Annotated in this window: 16 protein-coding genes; 10 read left to right on the top strand and 6 right to left on the bottom strand. The window is 63.9% G+C overall.

Features of this window, described 5'->3' with window-relative positions:
- Positions 1-201: 201 nt before the first annotated feature.
- The 3 genes from HNQ71_RS11900 to HNQ71_RS34830 form a co-directional block, all read right to left on the bottom strand.
- Positions 202-1383 (bottom strand): trans-sulfuration enzyme family protein, encoded by a 1182-nt coding sequence (locus HNQ71_RS11900; RefSeq protein ID WP_184872763.1) that lies wholly within the window; start codon positions 1381-1383, stop codon positions 202-204.
- A complete protein-coding gene (locus HNQ71_RS11895; RefSeq protein WP_184872762.1) occupies positions 1380-2819 on the bottom strand; it encodes a pyridoxal-phosphate dependent enzyme in 1440 nt (479 codons plus the stop codon). Before HNQ71_RS11895 ends, HNQ71_RS11900 begins: the two co-directional genes overlap by 4 nt.
- A gap of 97 nt (positions 2820-2916) precedes the next feature.
- On the bottom strand, positions 2917-3222 hold the full coding sequence (locus HNQ71_RS34830; protein WP_246461473.1) for a winged helix-turn-helix transcriptional regulator: 306 nt from the start codon (positions 3220-3222) through the stop codon (positions 2917-2919).
- A 121-nt stretch (positions 3223-3343) separates the two neighbouring features.
- Between HNQ71_RS34830 and HNQ71_RS11885 the strand changes: the two genes are divergently transcribed.
- Complete coding sequence (locus HNQ71_RS11885) at positions 3344-4114, top strand: type 1 glutamine amidotransferase domain-containing protein (protein WP_184872761.1); 771 nt, start codon at positions 3344-3346, stop codon at positions 4112-4114.
- Positions 4115-4118: 4 nt separating this feature from the next.
- Here the strand turns inward: HNQ71_RS11885 and HNQ71_RS11880 are convergent, their stop codons facing one another.
- Both HNQ71_RS11880 and HNQ71_RS11875 read right to left on the bottom strand, forming a co-directional pair.
- The gene (locus tag HNQ71_RS11880) at positions 4119-5453 is read right to left on the bottom strand and encodes an FAD/NAD(P)-binding protein (protein WP_184872760.1); all 1335 of its coding nucleotides are present in this window, start codon (positions 5451-5453) and stop codon (positions 4119-4121) included.
- A gap of 31 nt (positions 5454-5484) precedes the next feature.
- Complete coding sequence (locus tag HNQ71_RS11875) at positions 5485-5934, bottom strand: RrF2 family transcriptional regulator (RefSeq protein ID WP_184872759.1); 450 nt, start codon at positions 5932-5934, stop codon at positions 5485-5487.
- A gap of 704 nt (positions 5935-6638) precedes the next feature.
- Between HNQ71_RS11875 and HNQ71_RS11865 the strand changes: the two genes are divergently transcribed.
- The 5 genes from HNQ71_RS11865 (at position 6639) to HNQ71_RS11845 (ending at position 10829) form a co-directional block, all read left to right on the top strand.
- Positions 6639-6827 (top strand): hypothetical protein, encoded by a 189-nt coding sequence (locus HNQ71_RS11865; protein ID WP_184872758.1) that lies wholly within the window; start codon positions 6639-6641, stop codon positions 6825-6827.
- Between the two features lie 276 nt (positions 6828-7103).
- Complete coding sequence (locus tag HNQ71_RS11860) at positions 7104-8018, top strand: sulfonate ABC transporter substrate-binding protein (RefSeq protein WP_246461560.1); 915 nt, start codon at positions 7104-7106, stop codon at positions 8016-8018.
- A gap of 76 nt (positions 8019-8094) precedes the next feature.
- Positions 8095-9252, top strand: a complete 1158-nt coding sequence (gene ssuD, locus HNQ71_RS11855) for an FMNH2-dependent alkanesulfonate monooxygenase (protein ID WP_184872756.1) — start codon at positions 8095-8097, stop codon at positions 9250-9252.
- On the top strand, positions 9249-10025 hold the full coding sequence (locus tag HNQ71_RS11850; RefSeq protein ID WP_184872755.1) for an ABC transporter permease subunit: 777 nt from the start codon (positions 9249-9251) through the stop codon (positions 10023-10025). Before ssuD ends, HNQ71_RS11850 begins: the two co-directional genes overlap by 4 nt.
- Positions 10026-10034: 9 nt before the next feature.
- Positions 10035-10829, top strand: coding sequence for an ATP-binding cassette domain-containing protein (locus HNQ71_RS11845; protein ID WP_184872754.1), 795 nt, complete (start codon positions 10035-10037; stop codon positions 10827-10829).
- Positions 10830-10892: 63 nt separating this feature from the next.
- On the opposite strand, the gene HNQ71_RS11840 is transcribed toward HNQ71_RS11845, so the two are convergent.
- A complete protein-coding gene (locus HNQ71_RS11840) occupies positions 10893-11078 on the bottom strand; it encodes a hypothetical protein (protein ID WP_184872753.1) in 186 nt (61 codons plus the stop codon).
- A 309-nt stretch (positions 11079-11387) separates the two neighbouring features.
- Between HNQ71_RS11840 and HNQ71_RS11835 the strand changes: the two genes are divergently transcribed.
- The 4 genes from HNQ71_RS11835 to HNQ71_RS11820 all read left to right on the top strand — a co-directional run bounded on the left by HNQ71_RS11835 (position 11388) and on the right by HNQ71_RS11820 (position 14605).
- Positions 11388-11747 carry a septal ring lytic transglycosylase RlpA family protein gene (locus HNQ71_RS11835; RefSeq protein ID WP_184872752.1) on the top strand — a complete coding sequence of 120 codons (360 nt, stop codon included), beginning with the start codon at positions 11388-11390 and terminating at the stop codon, positions 11745-11747.
- 314 nt (positions 11748-12061) lie between these two features.
- Positions 12062-13339, top strand: a complete 1278-nt coding sequence (locus HNQ71_RS11830) for a polyhydroxyalkanoate depolymerase (RefSeq protein ID WP_184872751.1) — start codon at positions 12062-12064, stop codon at positions 13337-13339.
- Positions 13340-13538: 199 nt separating this feature from the next.
- Positions 13539-14156 (top strand): transglutaminase-like cysteine peptidase, encoded by a 618-nt coding sequence (locus HNQ71_RS11825; RefSeq protein WP_184872750.1) that lies wholly within the window; start codon positions 13539-13541, stop codon positions 14154-14156.
- Positions 14157-14368: 212 nt separating this feature from the next.
- Positions 14369-14605 carry a hypothetical protein gene (locus HNQ71_RS11820; RefSeq protein WP_184872749.1) on the top strand — a complete coding sequence of 79 codons (237 nt, stop codon included), beginning with the start codon at positions 14369-14371 and terminating at the stop codon, positions 14603-14605.

The following is a 14605-nucleotide window of genomic DNA, read 5'->3' as shown; positions in this document are numbered from 1 at the left end:
GGTTGGCGCCGCCCCTCACCTGCCTGCCGGCATCCTCTCCCCGTAAACGGGGCGAGGGACGCATTCATCTACGCTTTCGCCAATCGCCAACGTTGCGGCCAGCCTCTTTCTCCCCGTCACTATACGGGGAGAAATGCCCGGCAGGGCAATGAGGGGTAGCGCCGCCATTGGCAAGTATTCACGCGTGCGAGCGGCGTGCGCTCACGCCCCCAGCGCCTGGTCCAGATCCGCAATCAGATCATCGCCATCCTCGATGCCCGCCGACAGCCGCACCAGCGAATCCGATATGCCGATCTCCGACCGTTTCTCGGCCGGGATCGAGCCGTGCGTCATCAGCGCAGGATGTTCTATCAGGCTCTCGACCCCGCCGAGGCTTTCGGCCAGCGTGAACAGTTGCGTGCGTTCGAGGAAGCGCTTGGTGCCGGCGAGGTCACGGTCGAGCACTGCTGATATCATGCCGCCGAAGGCGTGCATCTGCTGGACCGCGACAGCGTGCTGCGGATGGCTGGCGAGGCCGGGATAGATGACGCGGCGCACGTCCTTGCGGGCCTCCAGCCATTGCGCGATCTTGAGGCCGTTGGCGGAATGGCGCTCCATCCTGAGCGCCAGCGTCTTTAGGCCGCGCAGCGCCAGAAAGCTGTCGAACGGGCCCGAGATGGCGCCGATGGCGTTCTGCAGGAATTTCAGCTGGGTGGCGAGATCCTTGTTGTCGCCAACCACCGCGACGCCGCCGACCATGTCGGAATGGCCGTTGAGATATTTGGTCGTCGAGTGGACGACGATGTCGATGCCGAGTTCCAGCGGCCGCTGGATGTAGGGGCTGCAGAACGTGTTGTCGGCGACGGTGAGGACCCCCTTGCGCTTGGCGAGGGCGGCGACGCCTTCGAGGTCGACGATGCGCAGCAGCGGGTTGGTCGGCGTCTCGACCCAGAGCAGTTTCGTCTCAGGGCGGATCGCCGCCTCGACGGCGGCAAGGTCGGTGAAGTCGACGAAGCTGACCTTGAGATCGGCCGAGCGCTTGCGCACCCGCTCCATCAGCCGGAAGGAGCCGCCATAGATGTCGTCAGTTGCGACGATATGGGCACCGGCATCGAGCAGCTCGAGCACGGTGGCGATCGACGCCAGCCCGGAGGCAAAGGCGAAAGCTGCCGTGCCGCTTTCAAGGTCGGCCACCGCGCGCTCGAAGGCGAAGCGCGTCGGGTTCTGGCTGCGGGCATATTCGAAACCCTTGTGCACGCCGGGCGACTGCTGGCCATAGGTCGAGGTGGCGTAGATCGGCACCATCACCGCTCCGGTCAGCGGGTCGTGGCTCTGGCCGCCATGGATGGTGCGCGTCGAGAAGGCCAGGCGATTCTTGCCCAGTGGCGGGGTGTGGCTGGTCATCGTGCGCGCCTCAAATGGTTGATCAGGTCGATGCGGGTAATCAGGCCGACGAACTCGTCGCCGTCGAAGATGATGGCGACCTCGTTGCGGTCGAACACCGGCAGCAGAGCGTCGAGCGTCTGGCTGGCCTGCAGCGTGTGCAAATTGGAGGTCATCGCCGTGCGCACCGGGCCGTTGAAGCGCTCCCAGCGGCCGTCATAGGGGCCGTCGACATGGGCGAGGATGTCGCTCTCGTCGACGATGCCGATGAGCTTGCCATTGTCGAGCACCGGCAGTTGCGAGACATCGGAGCGCCGCATGCGGCCATAGGCATTGAGCAGGCTTTCGTCGGGGCCGACATAAACGGTGTCGCCGGTGCGGTGCGTGCGCATCACCAGGTCGCGCAGATCGCCATGCTGCTCGTGCTCGGCCAGGCCCTGTTCGGCCAGCCAGAAATCGTCGAAGACCTTCGACAGATATTTGTTGCCGCTGTCGCAGACGAAGGTGACGACGCGCTTGGCGACCGTCTGCTCGCGGCAATAGCGCAGGGCGGCCGACAGCAGCGTGCCCGACGACGAGCCGGCGAGAATGCCTTCCTTCGACAAGAGGTCGCGCACTGCCAGCATGCTCTGCTTGTCCGGGATGGCGTAGGCCTTTTTCACCAGCGACAGGTCGGCATTGGGCGGCACGAAATCCTCGCCGATGCCTTCCACCGTCCAGCTGCCGGCCTCTTCCATCTTGCCGGTCTTGATCAGCGGCGCCAGCACCGAGCCCACCGGATCGGCGAGCACCATCTCGGTCTTCGGCGACACTTTGGCGAAGTAGCGGCCAAGCCCGGTCAGCGTGCCGCCGGAGCCGACGCCGACGACCACCGCATCGACATCACCGTTGAGCTGCGAGAAAATTTCCGGACCGGTCGTCGTCTCATGCGCCAGCGGGTTGGCCGGGTTGGCGAACTGGTTGGCATAGAAGGCGCCCGGCACTTCCGCGGCGATCTTCTCGGCCATGTCCTGATAGTATTCGGGGTGGCCCTTGCCGACATCGGAGCGGGTCATGCGCACTTCAGCGCCGAGCGCGCGCAGATGCTGGATCTTTTCGCGCGACATCTTGTCGGGCACGACCAGCACGATGCGGTAGCCCTTGGGGATGCCGACCTGGGCAAGACCGAGGCCGGTATTGCCGGCGGTCGCCTCGACGATGGTGCCGCCCGGCCTGAGCTTGCCCTGTTTTTCGGCGGCGGCGATCATCGACAGCGCGATGCGGTCCTTGATCGAGCCGCCGGGGTTCTGGCTTTCGAGCTTGATGAACAGCCGGCACTTGCCGGTGTCGAACTTGGTCAGCTCGACCACCGGCGTCTGGCCGATCAGGTCGAGTACCGACGCATAGGGCGGACGCAGGCGGGACGTTGCGCTTTCCGGGGGCGCACTGCCAGCCGCGGCGATCTTCTGCTCGCTCATATCGATGCTCCATGATCAAGCGACCGCCTCGGGGCAGAGCGGCAGCGTATCCTCTTTTCCAGCCCTTTGCAGTTGGAAAGAAGATAGATCGTGCCAATCAACCGGCCAGATGGAGAATGTCATTCCACAATCTGGCGGCTTCGCCCTGACAGGCCGATGTCCTCGGCACGGCCAGCGATCGTTCGACGCACCATCTCGTTCGTTGCGAGGCGCCGATGTCGACGAGATCGGCCAGCCGCTGCGTCAACATCTTGTCGGACAGCGACGGGATCGTCCGCCGCAGTTCGGAATAACGCAGCGGCTGTTGCTTGATCCGCGCCAGGATCACCGTCTTCCATTTGCCGCCGAGCGCATCGAGCGCGAACTCGACCGGGCAGCCGTAAAGTCTCCCGCGTTGGGTCATGCACGCATCGTAGGCAAGGCCCGGGAGCGACGGAAGCGGAATTTGCCAGCCATTTGGCCAGCTAGGCAGCGCAGGGCCGCGTCCGTATCAGTCGGCAACAGGCTAAAAGGGGGAAGCGACGATGAGTGTGCGGGACGCCAATCCGGTCGATGCGAAGAACCCGAAGCGCGTGGCGATCGTCATCGCCAACCCGGCACTCTCGACCACGACCGGGTCGCCGGTCGGCTTCTGGTGGAGCGAGCTCACCCACCCGTGGTTCGCCTTCACCGAACGCGGCTATGTGGTGGAGATTTTCTCGCCCGATGGCGGCAAATGCGAGGCCGATGCGCTGAGCGACCCGCGCGATGCATCGGGCTATTCGCAGACCGACCTCATCTCGCTCGGCTTCCTGTCGAGCCCGAAGCTTGCGGCCCTGGTCGACAACACGCGGCCGGTGGCGGAAATCGAGGTCGAAAGCTTCGACGCGATTGTTGTCGCCGGCGGCCAGGCGCCGATGTTCACCTATGAGCACGCGACAGGCCTGCAACGGACGTTCGTCGCCTTCCATGACGCCGGCAAGGTTGCCGCCGCTTTGTGCCACGGCACCGCGCTGCTGCGCTATGCCCGGCGCGCGGACGGATCACTGCTCGTGGCCGGCAAGACGGTGACGGGCTTCGCCAATGTGGAGGAGGATTTTGCCGACAAGGCGACCTGGGAGATGGGCGCGCTCGAGCCTGGAAAGCATCTGATGCCGTGGCGGATCGAGGATGAGCTGAAGGCAATCGGCGCCAACTATATCCAGGCCGGACCTTGGCGGCCTTTTGCCGTGCGAGACGGCAATCTGATCACCGGGCAGCAGAATTTCTCGGGCGCCGAGACGGCGCGCCTCGTTTGCGAGGCGCTAGGCGGCTAGGCTCCTAGCCCAGCAATCGCTTGCTCAGCCTGGCGCATTGAACGCGAATATCCGGGATGGCGTCGATCTCGAAGAAGGTGCCGCGCGTCAGCGGGCCGACGGCCAGGATCTTGGCCGAAACGGTGCCGTCGCCGGCGATGATCTCGCAATTGGCCGACACGTCGAGGCCGATGCGCAGCGGGTCCGGCCGCGCTAGGCCACGGTCGACCAGCGAGCGCACGACGCTGTTGGACGAGGTCGAGATGTCCCTGACGATGCCCGAGCAATCATAGATGCGGGCGACCTCGAATGTTTCTAGGATCTGGGTGTGGCGCGACTGGACCTGGACCGTGAAGTCGCCGTTCCGGGCGATGTCGACGACGCGCCCGGCGACCAGGCGGATGCGGCCGGATTGCACGGCCTCGGTGACGCGGGCATAGACTTCGGGCGCCATGCGATGGCGGTGGATGTCCCACCAGGCCTTGGTGTGTTCGACGAAGCGGCGCTTGGCGGATGCGGGCCAGTTCTGCCAGATCTTCTGGTTGAACGGCCGCAAGCCGTCGACGACGTCGCGCCAGTCGATACCGGCCTTCTGGTTCTCCTTGATCAGGTCGCGGAACCAGCCGACGAAATAGGACAATTGCGTGCCGAGCGGAATGTCGGCGACGTCGAGCTTGATCGGATTGCCCTTGCGATGCGGCGAGGGCAGCAGGCCGCGCCGCGACACCGCGACGATGTCGCCGCGATGGCCGCGCTGCTCCAGGGAGAGATAGGCATCAACCATGCTGAGACCGGTGCCGAGCACCATGACGCGGCCGTCGGGGGCAAGTGCCGTGTCGGCTTCCGAGCCCATCCTGATCGCGTGCCCCTGCGCCGGCTCCTCGTCATGGCCGGTGGCGAGCACGGCGAGATGGGCGACGACGCTGGTGCCGTTTGCGAGCGCAACCTCGACGCCGGACGTGGTCGGCGTGATCGACAGGCTCTCCTCGCGGATCAGGCGCAACCGGCCGGTTTCGCGTTCGCGCGTTTCCAGCTCGTCGAGCAGTTCCTTGAGGTAGCGGGCATAGAGGCTGCGCGGTGCGTAGACCGGCGCCTGTTCCGGGGTCGCCAGGCCGCGCTCCAGCAGCCAGCGCCAGAAATTGCCGGGATCGTCGGCATAGGCGCTCATGCCAGCGGCACTGACATTCAGCACATGCGCCGAAAGCAGCGTCGAATAGGCGATGCCCTGGCCGAAATGCGGGCGCCTTTCGATCAGCGTGACGCGCAGATCGGGATTGGGCGATTTCAGGAGATGCGCGGCCATCACGACGCCGCTGGCGCCGCCGCCGACAATGATGATCGAGTTGGCGCGCCCGGTCATGCGCAGGACTGCCTTGGACGAAACGCCGGTCTCAGGCCTGGATTTTCAACGCTGTCGAGAGCTCGTCGCCAGCCATGTCGCGCATTTCGGCGAGGCTGCGCTGGTCGAGCACCTCGGCGATCGCCTGCCGGACCTCGAGCATCAGATGTCGGACTTGGCATGTCGCCTCGTTGCAATCTTCACAGCGCTGATACTGGGTGCGGCTGGCGCAAGGAATTGGCGCCAGCGGCCCGTCGAGCACGCGCACGACATGGCCCACCTTGATCTCGTCGGCAGGCCGCGCCAGGCGATAGCCGCCCTCCTTACCCTTGCGGCTCTGGACGAAGCCGGCATTGCGCAGCTCGCCGAGGATGGCGTCGAGAAACTTCTTCGGGATGTTGTTGCCAGTGGCGATGTCGTTGACAAAAGCGAGCTGTCCGACCGGCAGTCGAGCGAGGTGTACGAGCGCCTTGAGGCCGTACTTGCCCTTTTTCGTGAGCATGAAATCAAAATTTCTCTGTCATGCGACGGCGCGAAACCATCGGTGGCCAAACGCCCGACCTGCGACCCCGCCGCGTCCAAGCTGCCATGACACATAAATTCTAGTGACATGATGTACAAGCCAACAGCTGTTGATTTTGCTTCGTTTTCAGGCGCAATAGCCATTTTGGCAGGCTTTTGTGCCCGCAGGGACACAGCCGCGCGGCCAAACTGCGTTGTCAGCGATCATCGCGATACGGTGGCCGCTCATCGTCGCCTCCAGTTCCCAATGTCGATAAGATTACTATACTTACCCTCGAACTCGCGGAACAGGTTTCTAAATCCACAGCTGTCTGAGGCAGGGATTTGCCTGACGGGGTCAATGCGGGAATTCTCGTTCCTGGCTTAGCGACGCAGCGATCCTTGGTCCCGCAGGCATAAAAAGTTCTGCGCCAACGCGGCACCTGATGTAGCCCACCGCAGCCGCACCACCGATGCATTTTTTCTAACAACTCCACCTTGGCTGGAAGGATTTAACTCTACAAGAACGATAGAATTAGATGACTATCATGGGGCATTCCGGTTTTCCCTTTTTCAGGAGTCCACCATGTCGCGACGCAACATCCTGCTTTCGTCGGCAGCCCTTGCCGGTGCCGCCTTCCTCAGCCCGGCCTTGGCCGACGATCTCAAGGCGGGAAAGGAATGATCGGAAAAGGGGGAACGACGATGACCCATTCCACCGCCGTGCTGTTCAGCCATTTCGGCGCTTGGTTGCTGGGCCTGGCGTCCAATGACAAACGGACAAAAGAGGATGGCCCGCGATCGCCGGCGCCGGTGCGCTGGGACGCCGCGCGCGACCGCCTGCCACCGCGTGACGAGAGTTTTTACTGGGCCTGGCAATACTGGTCGCAATGATTGCCGGCCTCGGCCGTGCACGAACGTAGCGACGACGAACGAGCGTTGGCGTTCCTTCGCGCTCCCCTCTAGGGCAGAGGGAGGCGCTGTCCCGCCAACGGCGGAAAACAATTCCATCCCCTCGCCCCAACTCGCAAAATCGTTCCTCTACTAAACTTATAGACTTACATAGCCTGATCCATCTTCCACCCGGCGAGGACATTTCCCGACGCCGATCCGCATCGAAGGAGAGGGATCATGTTCAATCTAACAAGACGTGTTTTCGGCGTCGGCCTGATGGCGGCGACGGTTGCGATGTCGTTCAGCGCCGCGGCGCAGGAGCTGAAGCAGTTCAGCATCGGTTATCAGAAGACCGGCCTGCCGGTGATCGCCAGGCAGCAGCAGTTGATCGAAAAGGCGCTGAGCGACAAGGGCGTCACGGTGAAGTGGGTCGAGTTCACAGCCGGGCCGCCGCTGGTCGAGGCGCTCAATGTCGGCGCCATCGATGCCGGCTGGACTGGTGACGCACCGCCGATCTTCGGTCAATCGGCCGGCGCCAACATCGTCTATGCGGCGGCACTGCCGTCCAATGGCGACGGCGAGGCGATCTTCGTCAAGCCGGCGTCGCCGATCCAGTCAGTCGCCGACCTCAAGGGCAAGCGCGTCGGCGTCGGCAAGGGCACCAGTGCGCATAATCTGCTCGTCGCGGCCTTGGAAAAGGCAGGCGTTCCCTTCGACCAGGTCACACCGGTCTATCTCAGCCCGGCCGACGCGGCCGCCGCCTTCGCCAGCGACCAGATCGACGCCTGGGCGGTCTGGGATCCATTCTTCGCCATTGCCGAAACCCGCTACCAGCCGCGTGTGCTGGCCCGCTCCAGCGAGGTGCTCAAGGTCAACACCTATTTCCTCGCCAACAAGGATTTCGCCAAGGCGCATCCCGAGATCGTCACCACGACGATCGCCGCACTTGGCGAGGCGGCGAAATGGGCGGACCAGAATCGCGACAAGGTGGCCGCCGCCCTGCACGAGGTGACCGGCGTGCCGCTCGACGCACAGACCATCGCCGCCAACCGCACCAAATTCGGCATCTTTCCGATCACCGACGCGATCATCGCCGGCCAACAGGCGACCGCCGACCGCTTCTACAAACTCGGGCTGATCCCGAACGCAGTGCGGATTTCCGACGCGGTGTGGACCGCACCAGGTAACTGATTTTCTGCCAGGCGGCGCCGGGTGAGACCGCCCGGCGCCGCTTCCCGTTTTAGCCTGCATCTCCGAAAGGCCCGTCATGACCGCGCCAGCCGGCCCACTTGATTTCTTCTGGTTCATCCCGACGCATGGCGATGGTTCCTATCTCGGCTCCGAGCAACAGCAGCGGCCGCCCGAGTTCGGCTACTTCAAGGAGATCGCCCAAGCGGTCGACCGGCTCGGCTTTCCCGGCGTGCTGTTGCCGACCGGGCAGAACTGCGAGGATTCCTGGATCACCGCGACAGGCCTCGCGACGCTGACCGAAAAACTCAAATTCCTCGTGGCACTGCGGCCCGGCGTGACGCTGCCGACCTTCGCCGCGCGCCAGACGGCGGCACTCGACCGGCTGAGCAACGGCCGGCTGCTGCTCAATGTAGTGGTCGGCGGCAACCCGACCGAGCTCGCCGGCGACGGCGTCTTCCTGCCGCATGACGAGCGCTATGCCCAGGCGCATGAATTCCTGACCATCTGGCGCGGCCTGGTGTCGGGCGAACGCGTCAATTTCGACGGCAACTACTATCGCGTCGAGAATGGCCGCCTCGACCTGGCGCCGCTGCAGGAGCGGCCGCCGCTTTATTTCGGCGGGTCGTCGGATGCAGGCCAAGACCTCGCCGCCGACCTCGTCGACATGTACCTGACCTGGGGCGAGCCGCCAGCGCAGGTGGCCGAGAAACTGGCTTCGGCGCGCAGCAAGGCGGCACTGCGCGGCCGCACGCTGCGCTTCGGCATCAGGCTGCATTTCATCGTTCGCGAGACAGAGGACGAAGCCTGGCGCGCCGCCGACCGGCTGATCAGCCATGTCACCGATGCCCAGATCGAAAACGCGCAGGCGCGCTTCCTCAACCAGATGGACTCGGTCGGCCAGCGCCGCATGGCTGACCTGCATGGCGGCCGCCGTGACCGGCTGGTCGTGTCGCCCAATCTGTGGGCCGGCGTCGGGCTGGTGCGCGGCGGCGCCGGCACGGCGCTGGTCGGCACGCCGGAGCAGATCACTGAACGCATCCGCGAATATCAGGCGATCGGCATCGATACCATCATCGGTTCAGGCTATCCGCATCTTGAGGAGGCCTATCGCGTCGCCGAGCTCTTATTCCCGAAGCTCGGGCTCGGCACCATGCGGCTCCAGGCGCGCGAAGACATCGCCAACGAATTTTCGGTCGGCTTCCATGGCGCCGCCCGCCTGCAGGCCGCGTCATGAGCTTTTCCGGGCGCCTCCACAGGAACAGCATCGGCTGGCTGCTGCCGGTATTGGTCATCGCCGGCTGGGAGATCGCCAGCCGCGCCGGTTTGATGCCACCCAACGTGCTGCCGGCGCCGAGCGCCGTCGCCGAGGCCTTCTGGCGACTGACGCTCTCGGGCGAACTGATCCGCAACATCGGCGTCAGCACGGCGCGGGCGCTTGCCGGCTTTGCCGTCGGCGGCTCGATCGGCTTTGCGCTTGGCCTTGCCAACGGTCTGTCGACACTGAGCCGGGGCCTGACCGACACCACGCTGCAGATGATCCGCAACATTCCGCATCTCGCGCTGATCCCGCTGGTCATCCTGTGGTTCGGCATCGACGAGGAAGCAAAACTGTTCCTGGTGGCGCTCGGCGTGTTCTTTCCGATCTACGTCAACACGCTGCTCGGCATCCAGAGCGTCGACCCGCAGCTGGTCGAGATGGGCCGCGTCTATGGCATGGACCGCGCGGCCCTGTTCTTCCGGGTCATCCTGCCCGGTGCACTGCCGGCGATCTTCGTCGGCCTGCGCTATGCCTTGGGCATCATGTGGCTGACGCTGATCGTCGCCGAAACCATCTCGGCGAATTCCGGCCTCGGCTACATGGCGATGCAGGCGCGCGAATTCCTGCTGATCGATGTCGTCGTGCTGTCGATCCTGATCTACGCGCTGCTCGGCAAGCTTGCCGACAGCCTCGCCCGCCTGCTCGAGCGGCTGTCGCTCGGCTGGCATCCCGCCTTCCAGAACGCTTGAGGCTTTCCGATGCCTGCAGCCAGCCTCGCCGCCGTCCGCTCGTTTGTCGCCGCGCCGCAGCCGCGCCCGGAGCAGACCGGAGAGAAACCGCGCGCCTTTGCCTTCAAGGGTGTGGGCAAGCGTTTTGGCGACAAGATCGTCCTCAACGGCATCGACCTGGACGTGCCGGTCGGGCAGTTCGTCGCCGTTATCGGCAAGAGCGGCTGCGGCAAGAGCACGCTTTTGCGGCTGCTGGCCGGGCTCGACCGGCCGACGGCCGGTTCGCTGACATTTGGAGCGGACGAGGAAGGCCACAACCGCACGCGCTTCATGTTCCAGGAGCCGCGGCTACTGCCCTGGGCCAGCGTGGTGAAGAATGTCGAGGTCGGGCTGACCGGCATCGCTTCCGGCGCCGACGCAAGGCAACGCGCACTCGCCATCCTTGGCGAGGTCGGGCTCGCCGATCGCGCCGACGAATGGCCATCGGTATTGTCCGGTGGCCAGAAGCAGCGCGTGGCGCTGGCCCGCGCGCTGGTCGGCCACCCGCAGATTCTGGCGCTCGACGAGCCGCTGGGTGCGCTCGACGCCTTGACCCGCATCGAGATGCAGCAGCTTCTGGAGCGTATCTGGCTCGCCCAGAAGTTCACCGCCGTGCTGGTCACGCATGATGTCGCCGAAGCCGTCGCGCTCGCCGACCGGGTCGTGGTGATCAGTGCTGGCAAGATCGCGCTTGACTTGGATGTCCCGGTGGAAAGGCCGCGCCGGCGCGGTTCGGTCGAACTTGCCCGCCTCGAAGGAAAGATCCTCGACCAGCTGTTCGGGTAGTTCTGTCGGTGCAGAAGCTGCCTTCGAAACGTCGGCGGGACAGCGCCTGTCCTACATCGCAGCTCACCTGCCCGAACGGTTTGCCCACACCAGTCCGACCAGGCCGACCAGCATGGTGACGAGGCCGGTGTAGAGCCATTGCGACTGGCCGGTCATGAAGCTTCCGCCGACCGCGCCGATGCCCTGCAGCGACCACACCGCGCCGACGGCAAACACAATCAACGCCAGCAGATTTTTGGTCAGTCTCATTGACGGATCTCCCTTTCGAAGTCGATCGGTTGCGGCGTGACGAGAGCGATGAAAGAGGCAAAGGAAATGGTCCGAACGCTTCGGCCTCTACTTGGATATTGTCGTTCGATCTTTTCAAACAAGCCGCCGATACCGGCACGAAGATCATCGATAACTGATCACCGCCCTGCCGAAAATCCCTAACAGACTGTTACCCAGCGACTCCAAACGTGTGCCACTGCCATGGAACCGCCAGATGATTGCCGCATTTCACGCCTTATTCGACACCTAACGGCTGGGGTCTGTCAAAAACGGAGCCATCCCCCAGATATGAATACTACAAAACAGACCGCGCTTGTCGCGGTAACGCTGGTTGCTGGCCTGATGGCCGGCGCATCTTCGGCAGCCGCCGCCGGCCAGTGCGGCCGTGCCTCCTGGTACGCCCTGCACTCCAAAACCGCATCGGGCGAGCGCATGAACCCGTCGGCACTGACCGCCGCCCACCGTACCTTGCCTTTCGGCACCAAGCTTCGGGTGACCAACCAGAACAACGGCCGCAGCGTCATCGTGCGCATCAACGATCGCGGCCCGTTCATCAGGGGTCGCGTGCTCGACCTGTCGAAGGGTGCCGCCGGCCAGCTCGGCTTCATCGGTTCCGGCCACACCGCCGTCTGCATGGCGCGCGTCTGATATTGCCCTTGCCTGGACCATGATCTCTGGACAAAACGGTTTTCCGTTTGTCCGAGAAAACCGCAATCCACTTTTCGGGAATCATGGTCGGGTGTCCGGCACTAGGGCCAGACACATTTCTTACACACTTCGCGCCGCACAGTGAGCCGGCTGCGCCGTTCAGGCCGGATTTTCAAGGCTTTGGACGAAAGAAGTGTTAGTCACGCCACGTGACGTATTGCATCGCAGCAATTAGTTGTTAACTTCCCCGCGAGACATTCAAGGCATGACGCTGCTCGTCGTCCCTTCAGTCGCAGGCAGCAGCGGGGTTCTCAATGTTCTACCAGCTCTATGAAATGAACCACGCCGCCATGCAGCCCGCGCGCCTCTATGCCGATGCGGTGCGCATGTTCTACACCAATCCGCTCAATCCGATTTCGCACACATCATGGGGCCGTTCGGTCGCGGCGACCGCCGAACTGTTCGAGCGCACGACGCGCCGCTATGGCAAGCCGATATTCGGCCTCGACAAGACGGTGGTCGACTGGAAGAGCGTCGAAGTCACCGAGAAGACCGTGTGGTCGCGGCCATTCTGCAATCTCCTCCGCTTTGAACGCGCCGTGCCCGCCGGGCGCCGGGCGGACCCGAAGCTGTTGATCGTAGCGCCGATGTCGGGCCACTACGCGACGCTGCTGCGCGGCACGGTCGAAGCAATGCTGCCCTATGCCGACGTGCACATCACCGACTGGGTCGACGCCCGCATGGTGCCGCTCGCCGACGGCAGTTTCGATCTCGACGACTACATCGACTACATCATCGACATGCTGCACGCGCTCGGCCCCGACACCCATGTGATGGCGGTGTGCCAGCCTTCCGTGCCGGTGCTTGCGGCCGTGGCGCTGATGGAAACGCGCGGCGACCCTTTCGTGCCCTCGACCATGACCTTGATGGGCGGGCCGATCGACACCCGCCGCAACCCGACCGCGGTCAATCTCCTGGCCGAGGAAAAGGGCATCGACTGGTTCCGCGACAATGTCGTGATGCGGGCGCCGTGGCCGGTGCCGGGCTTCGGCCGCGAGGTCTATCCGGGCTTCCTGCAACTGTCCGGCTTCATGAGCATGAATCTCGACCGCCACATCATCGCCCACAAGGACTTCTTCATGCACCTGGTGAAGCATGACGGCGACAATGCCGAGAAGCACCGCGATTTCTACGACGAGTATCTGGCCGTGATGGACCTGACGGCGGAGTTCTACCTGCAGACCGTCGACACGGTCTTCGTGCGCCATGCCTTGCCCAAGGGCGAGATGACGCATCGCGGCACCAGGATCGATCCGTCCGATATTCGCAACGTCGCCCTGTTCACGGTCGAAGGTGAGAACGACGACATTTCCGGCCTTGGCCAGACCAAGGCGGCGCACGATCTGTGCCCCAACATCCCTGCCGACAAGAAGGCGCACTACATGCAGCCGGCGGTCGGCCACTACGGCGTGTTCAACGGCTCACGCTTCCGCTCCGAAATCGTGCCGCGCATCGTCGACTTCATCACCAGCTATGGCCGCCAGAACCGCGTTGCGGTGAAGCCGAAGCTGGTCCGCGTCGCCAAACGATAGGCTGCCGAAGCGACAATCCGGGCCAGTTGGCTGGCAAAAGGCGGCCGGCCGGCCGATCTGTTGCAGCCGATTCTGTTGCACAAGTGCCGCTGTTCTGCCCCTCGGGTAACCATGCCATCAATCCGACCCGTCGTCGTAATTGACACGGACTGTAAATCCCCTTTAACCTTTCGTTAATAACAAAGGGTGGACGGGGACAATGATATCCTCATCGATGGCGCGAAGGCTGCGCGTGTACGTCGCGGCCGGGCTGGCAGCAACGGGAGGCTGGGTGGCACCGGCTTTGGCGGCCGGAGCAATGGCGACCGGGGGCCTCACCTCGCAGCCGATCGGCCACTATGATTTCTGCAAGCTCCATCCGGGCGAATGCTCGATCCGCCCGAGCAATCTGGCGCCGGTCGCGATGACCGACGGGCTGATGCGCAAGCTGATCAACGTCACCGCCAGGGTCAACGCCGCCGTCAAGCCGATGAGCGACATGGAAATCTACGGCAAGGACGAAGTCTGGGCCTATCCCGACAAGGGCGTCGGCGACTGCGAGGATTATGTGCTGGAGAAGCGGCGCGAGCTTTCGCGCATGGGCATCTCGCTTGCCGACCTTCTGATCACCGTCGTGCGCAAGCCCGACGGCGAGGGCCATGCGGTGCTGACGGTGCGCACCGACAAGGGCGACTATGTGCTCGACAATCTGAACGACAGGGTCAAGTCGTGGGACCTGACCGGCTACCGCTTCCTCAAGCGGCAGGCGATCGACAACACCGGCCGCTGGGTCTCGATCCGCGGTGGCCAGCAGGTCCTGGTCGGCTCGGTTCAGTAAAGACGGCTCTTCAGCTGCTTTCGATAGATACCGAAACTCGGCGCCGCCCCTCATTGTCTTGCCGGACATTTCTCCCCGTATAGTGACGGGGAGAAAGACGCTCTCATCAAGCTCTGCACTCGCGCTTCCCACAATTCCGCACTCTCCATGAACCATTTCCTCCCGGCCGACGACACACAGCCGTGGATAGAAACCAACCATGGAGACTTCAGATGACTGCACTTTTGCGAAATACCCTTCTCGCCGCCGTCGCGGTATCGGCCCTGGCCGGATCCGCTTTGGCCGATCAGACCATCCCAGGCTGCGCCAAGACGTCGACCAACGACCTGTGGGGCGGACGCTGTTGCAGCAATGGCGACTCGAACTGCCTGGGCGGTGGAAATGGTGGTCGAGGCCACAATGACAATGGCGGCCGGGGAGACAAGGGCGGCGCGGCCGGCAAGAAATGA

Origin of the sequence: Mesorhizobium sangaii, from assembly GCF_014207355.1 — a bacterium.
GTDB classification, from domain to species: Bacteria; Pseudomonadota; Alphaproteobacteria; order Rhizobiales; family Rhizobiaceae; genus Mesorhizobium; species Mesorhizobium sangaii.
This window is presented reverse-complemented; position numbering and strand designations above follow the sequence as displayed.

Coding starts and splice junctions, on each gene's coding strand:
- HNQ71_RS11900 (WP_184872763.1), bottom strand. CDS start 1,383: ATGACCAGCCACACCCCGCCACTGGGCAAGAATCGCCTGGCCTTCTCG.
- HNQ71_RS11895 (WP_184872762.1), bottom strand. CDS start 2,819: ATGAGCGAGCAGAAGATCGCCGCGGCTGGCAGTGCGCCCCCGGAAAGC.
- HNQ71_RS34830 (WP_246461473.1), bottom strand. CDS start 3,222: ATGACCCAACGCGGGAGACTTTACGGCTGCCCGGTCGAGTTCGCGCTC.
- HNQ71_RS11885 (WP_184872761.1), top strand. CDS start 3,344: ATGAGTGTGCGGGACGCCAATCCGGTCGATGCGAAGAACCCGAAGCGC.
- HNQ71_RS11880 (WP_184872760.1), bottom strand. CDS start 5,453: ATGACCGGGCGCGCCAACTCGATCATCATTGTCGGCGGCGGCGCCAGC.
- HNQ71_RS11875 (WP_184872759.1), bottom strand. CDS start 5,934: ATGCTCACGAAAAAGGGCAAGTACGGCCTCAAGGCGCTCGTACACCTC.
- HNQ71_RS11865 (WP_184872758.1), top strand. CDS start 6,639: ATGACCCATTCCACCGCCGTGCTGTTCAGCCATTTCGGCGCTTGGTTG.
- HNQ71_RS11860 (WP_246461560.1), top strand. CDS start 7,104: ATGGCGGCGACGGTTGCGATGTCGTTCAGCGCCGCGGCGCAGGAGCTG.
- ssuD (WP_184872756.1), top strand. CDS start 8,095: ATGACCGCGCCAGCCGGCCCACTTGATTTCTTCTGGTTCATCCCGACG.
- HNQ71_RS11850 (WP_184872755.1), top strand. CDS start 9,249: ATGAGCTTTTCCGGGCGCCTCCACAGGAACAGCATCGGCTGGCTGCTG.
- HNQ71_RS11845 (WP_184872754.1), top strand. CDS start 10,035: ATGCCTGCAGCCAGCCTCGCCGCCGTCCGCTCGTTTGTCGCCGCGCCG.
- HNQ71_RS11840 (WP_184872753.1), bottom strand. CDS start 11,078: ATGAGACTGACCAAAAATCTGCTGGCGTTGATTGTGTTTGCCGTCGGC.
- HNQ71_RS11835 (WP_184872752.1), top strand. CDS start 11,388: ATGAATACTACAAAACAGACCGCGCTTGTCGCGGTAACGCTGGTTGCT.
- HNQ71_RS11830 (WP_184872751.1), top strand. CDS start 12,062: ATGTTCTACCAGCTCTATGAAATGAACCACGCCGCCATGCAGCCCGCG.
- HNQ71_RS11825 (WP_184872750.1), top strand. CDS start 13,539: ATGATATCCTCATCGATGGCGCGAAGGCTGCGCGTGTACGTCGCGGCC.
- HNQ71_RS11820 (WP_184872749.1), top strand. CDS start 14,369: ATGACTGCACTTTTGCGAAATACCCTTCTCGCCGCCGTCGCGGTATCG.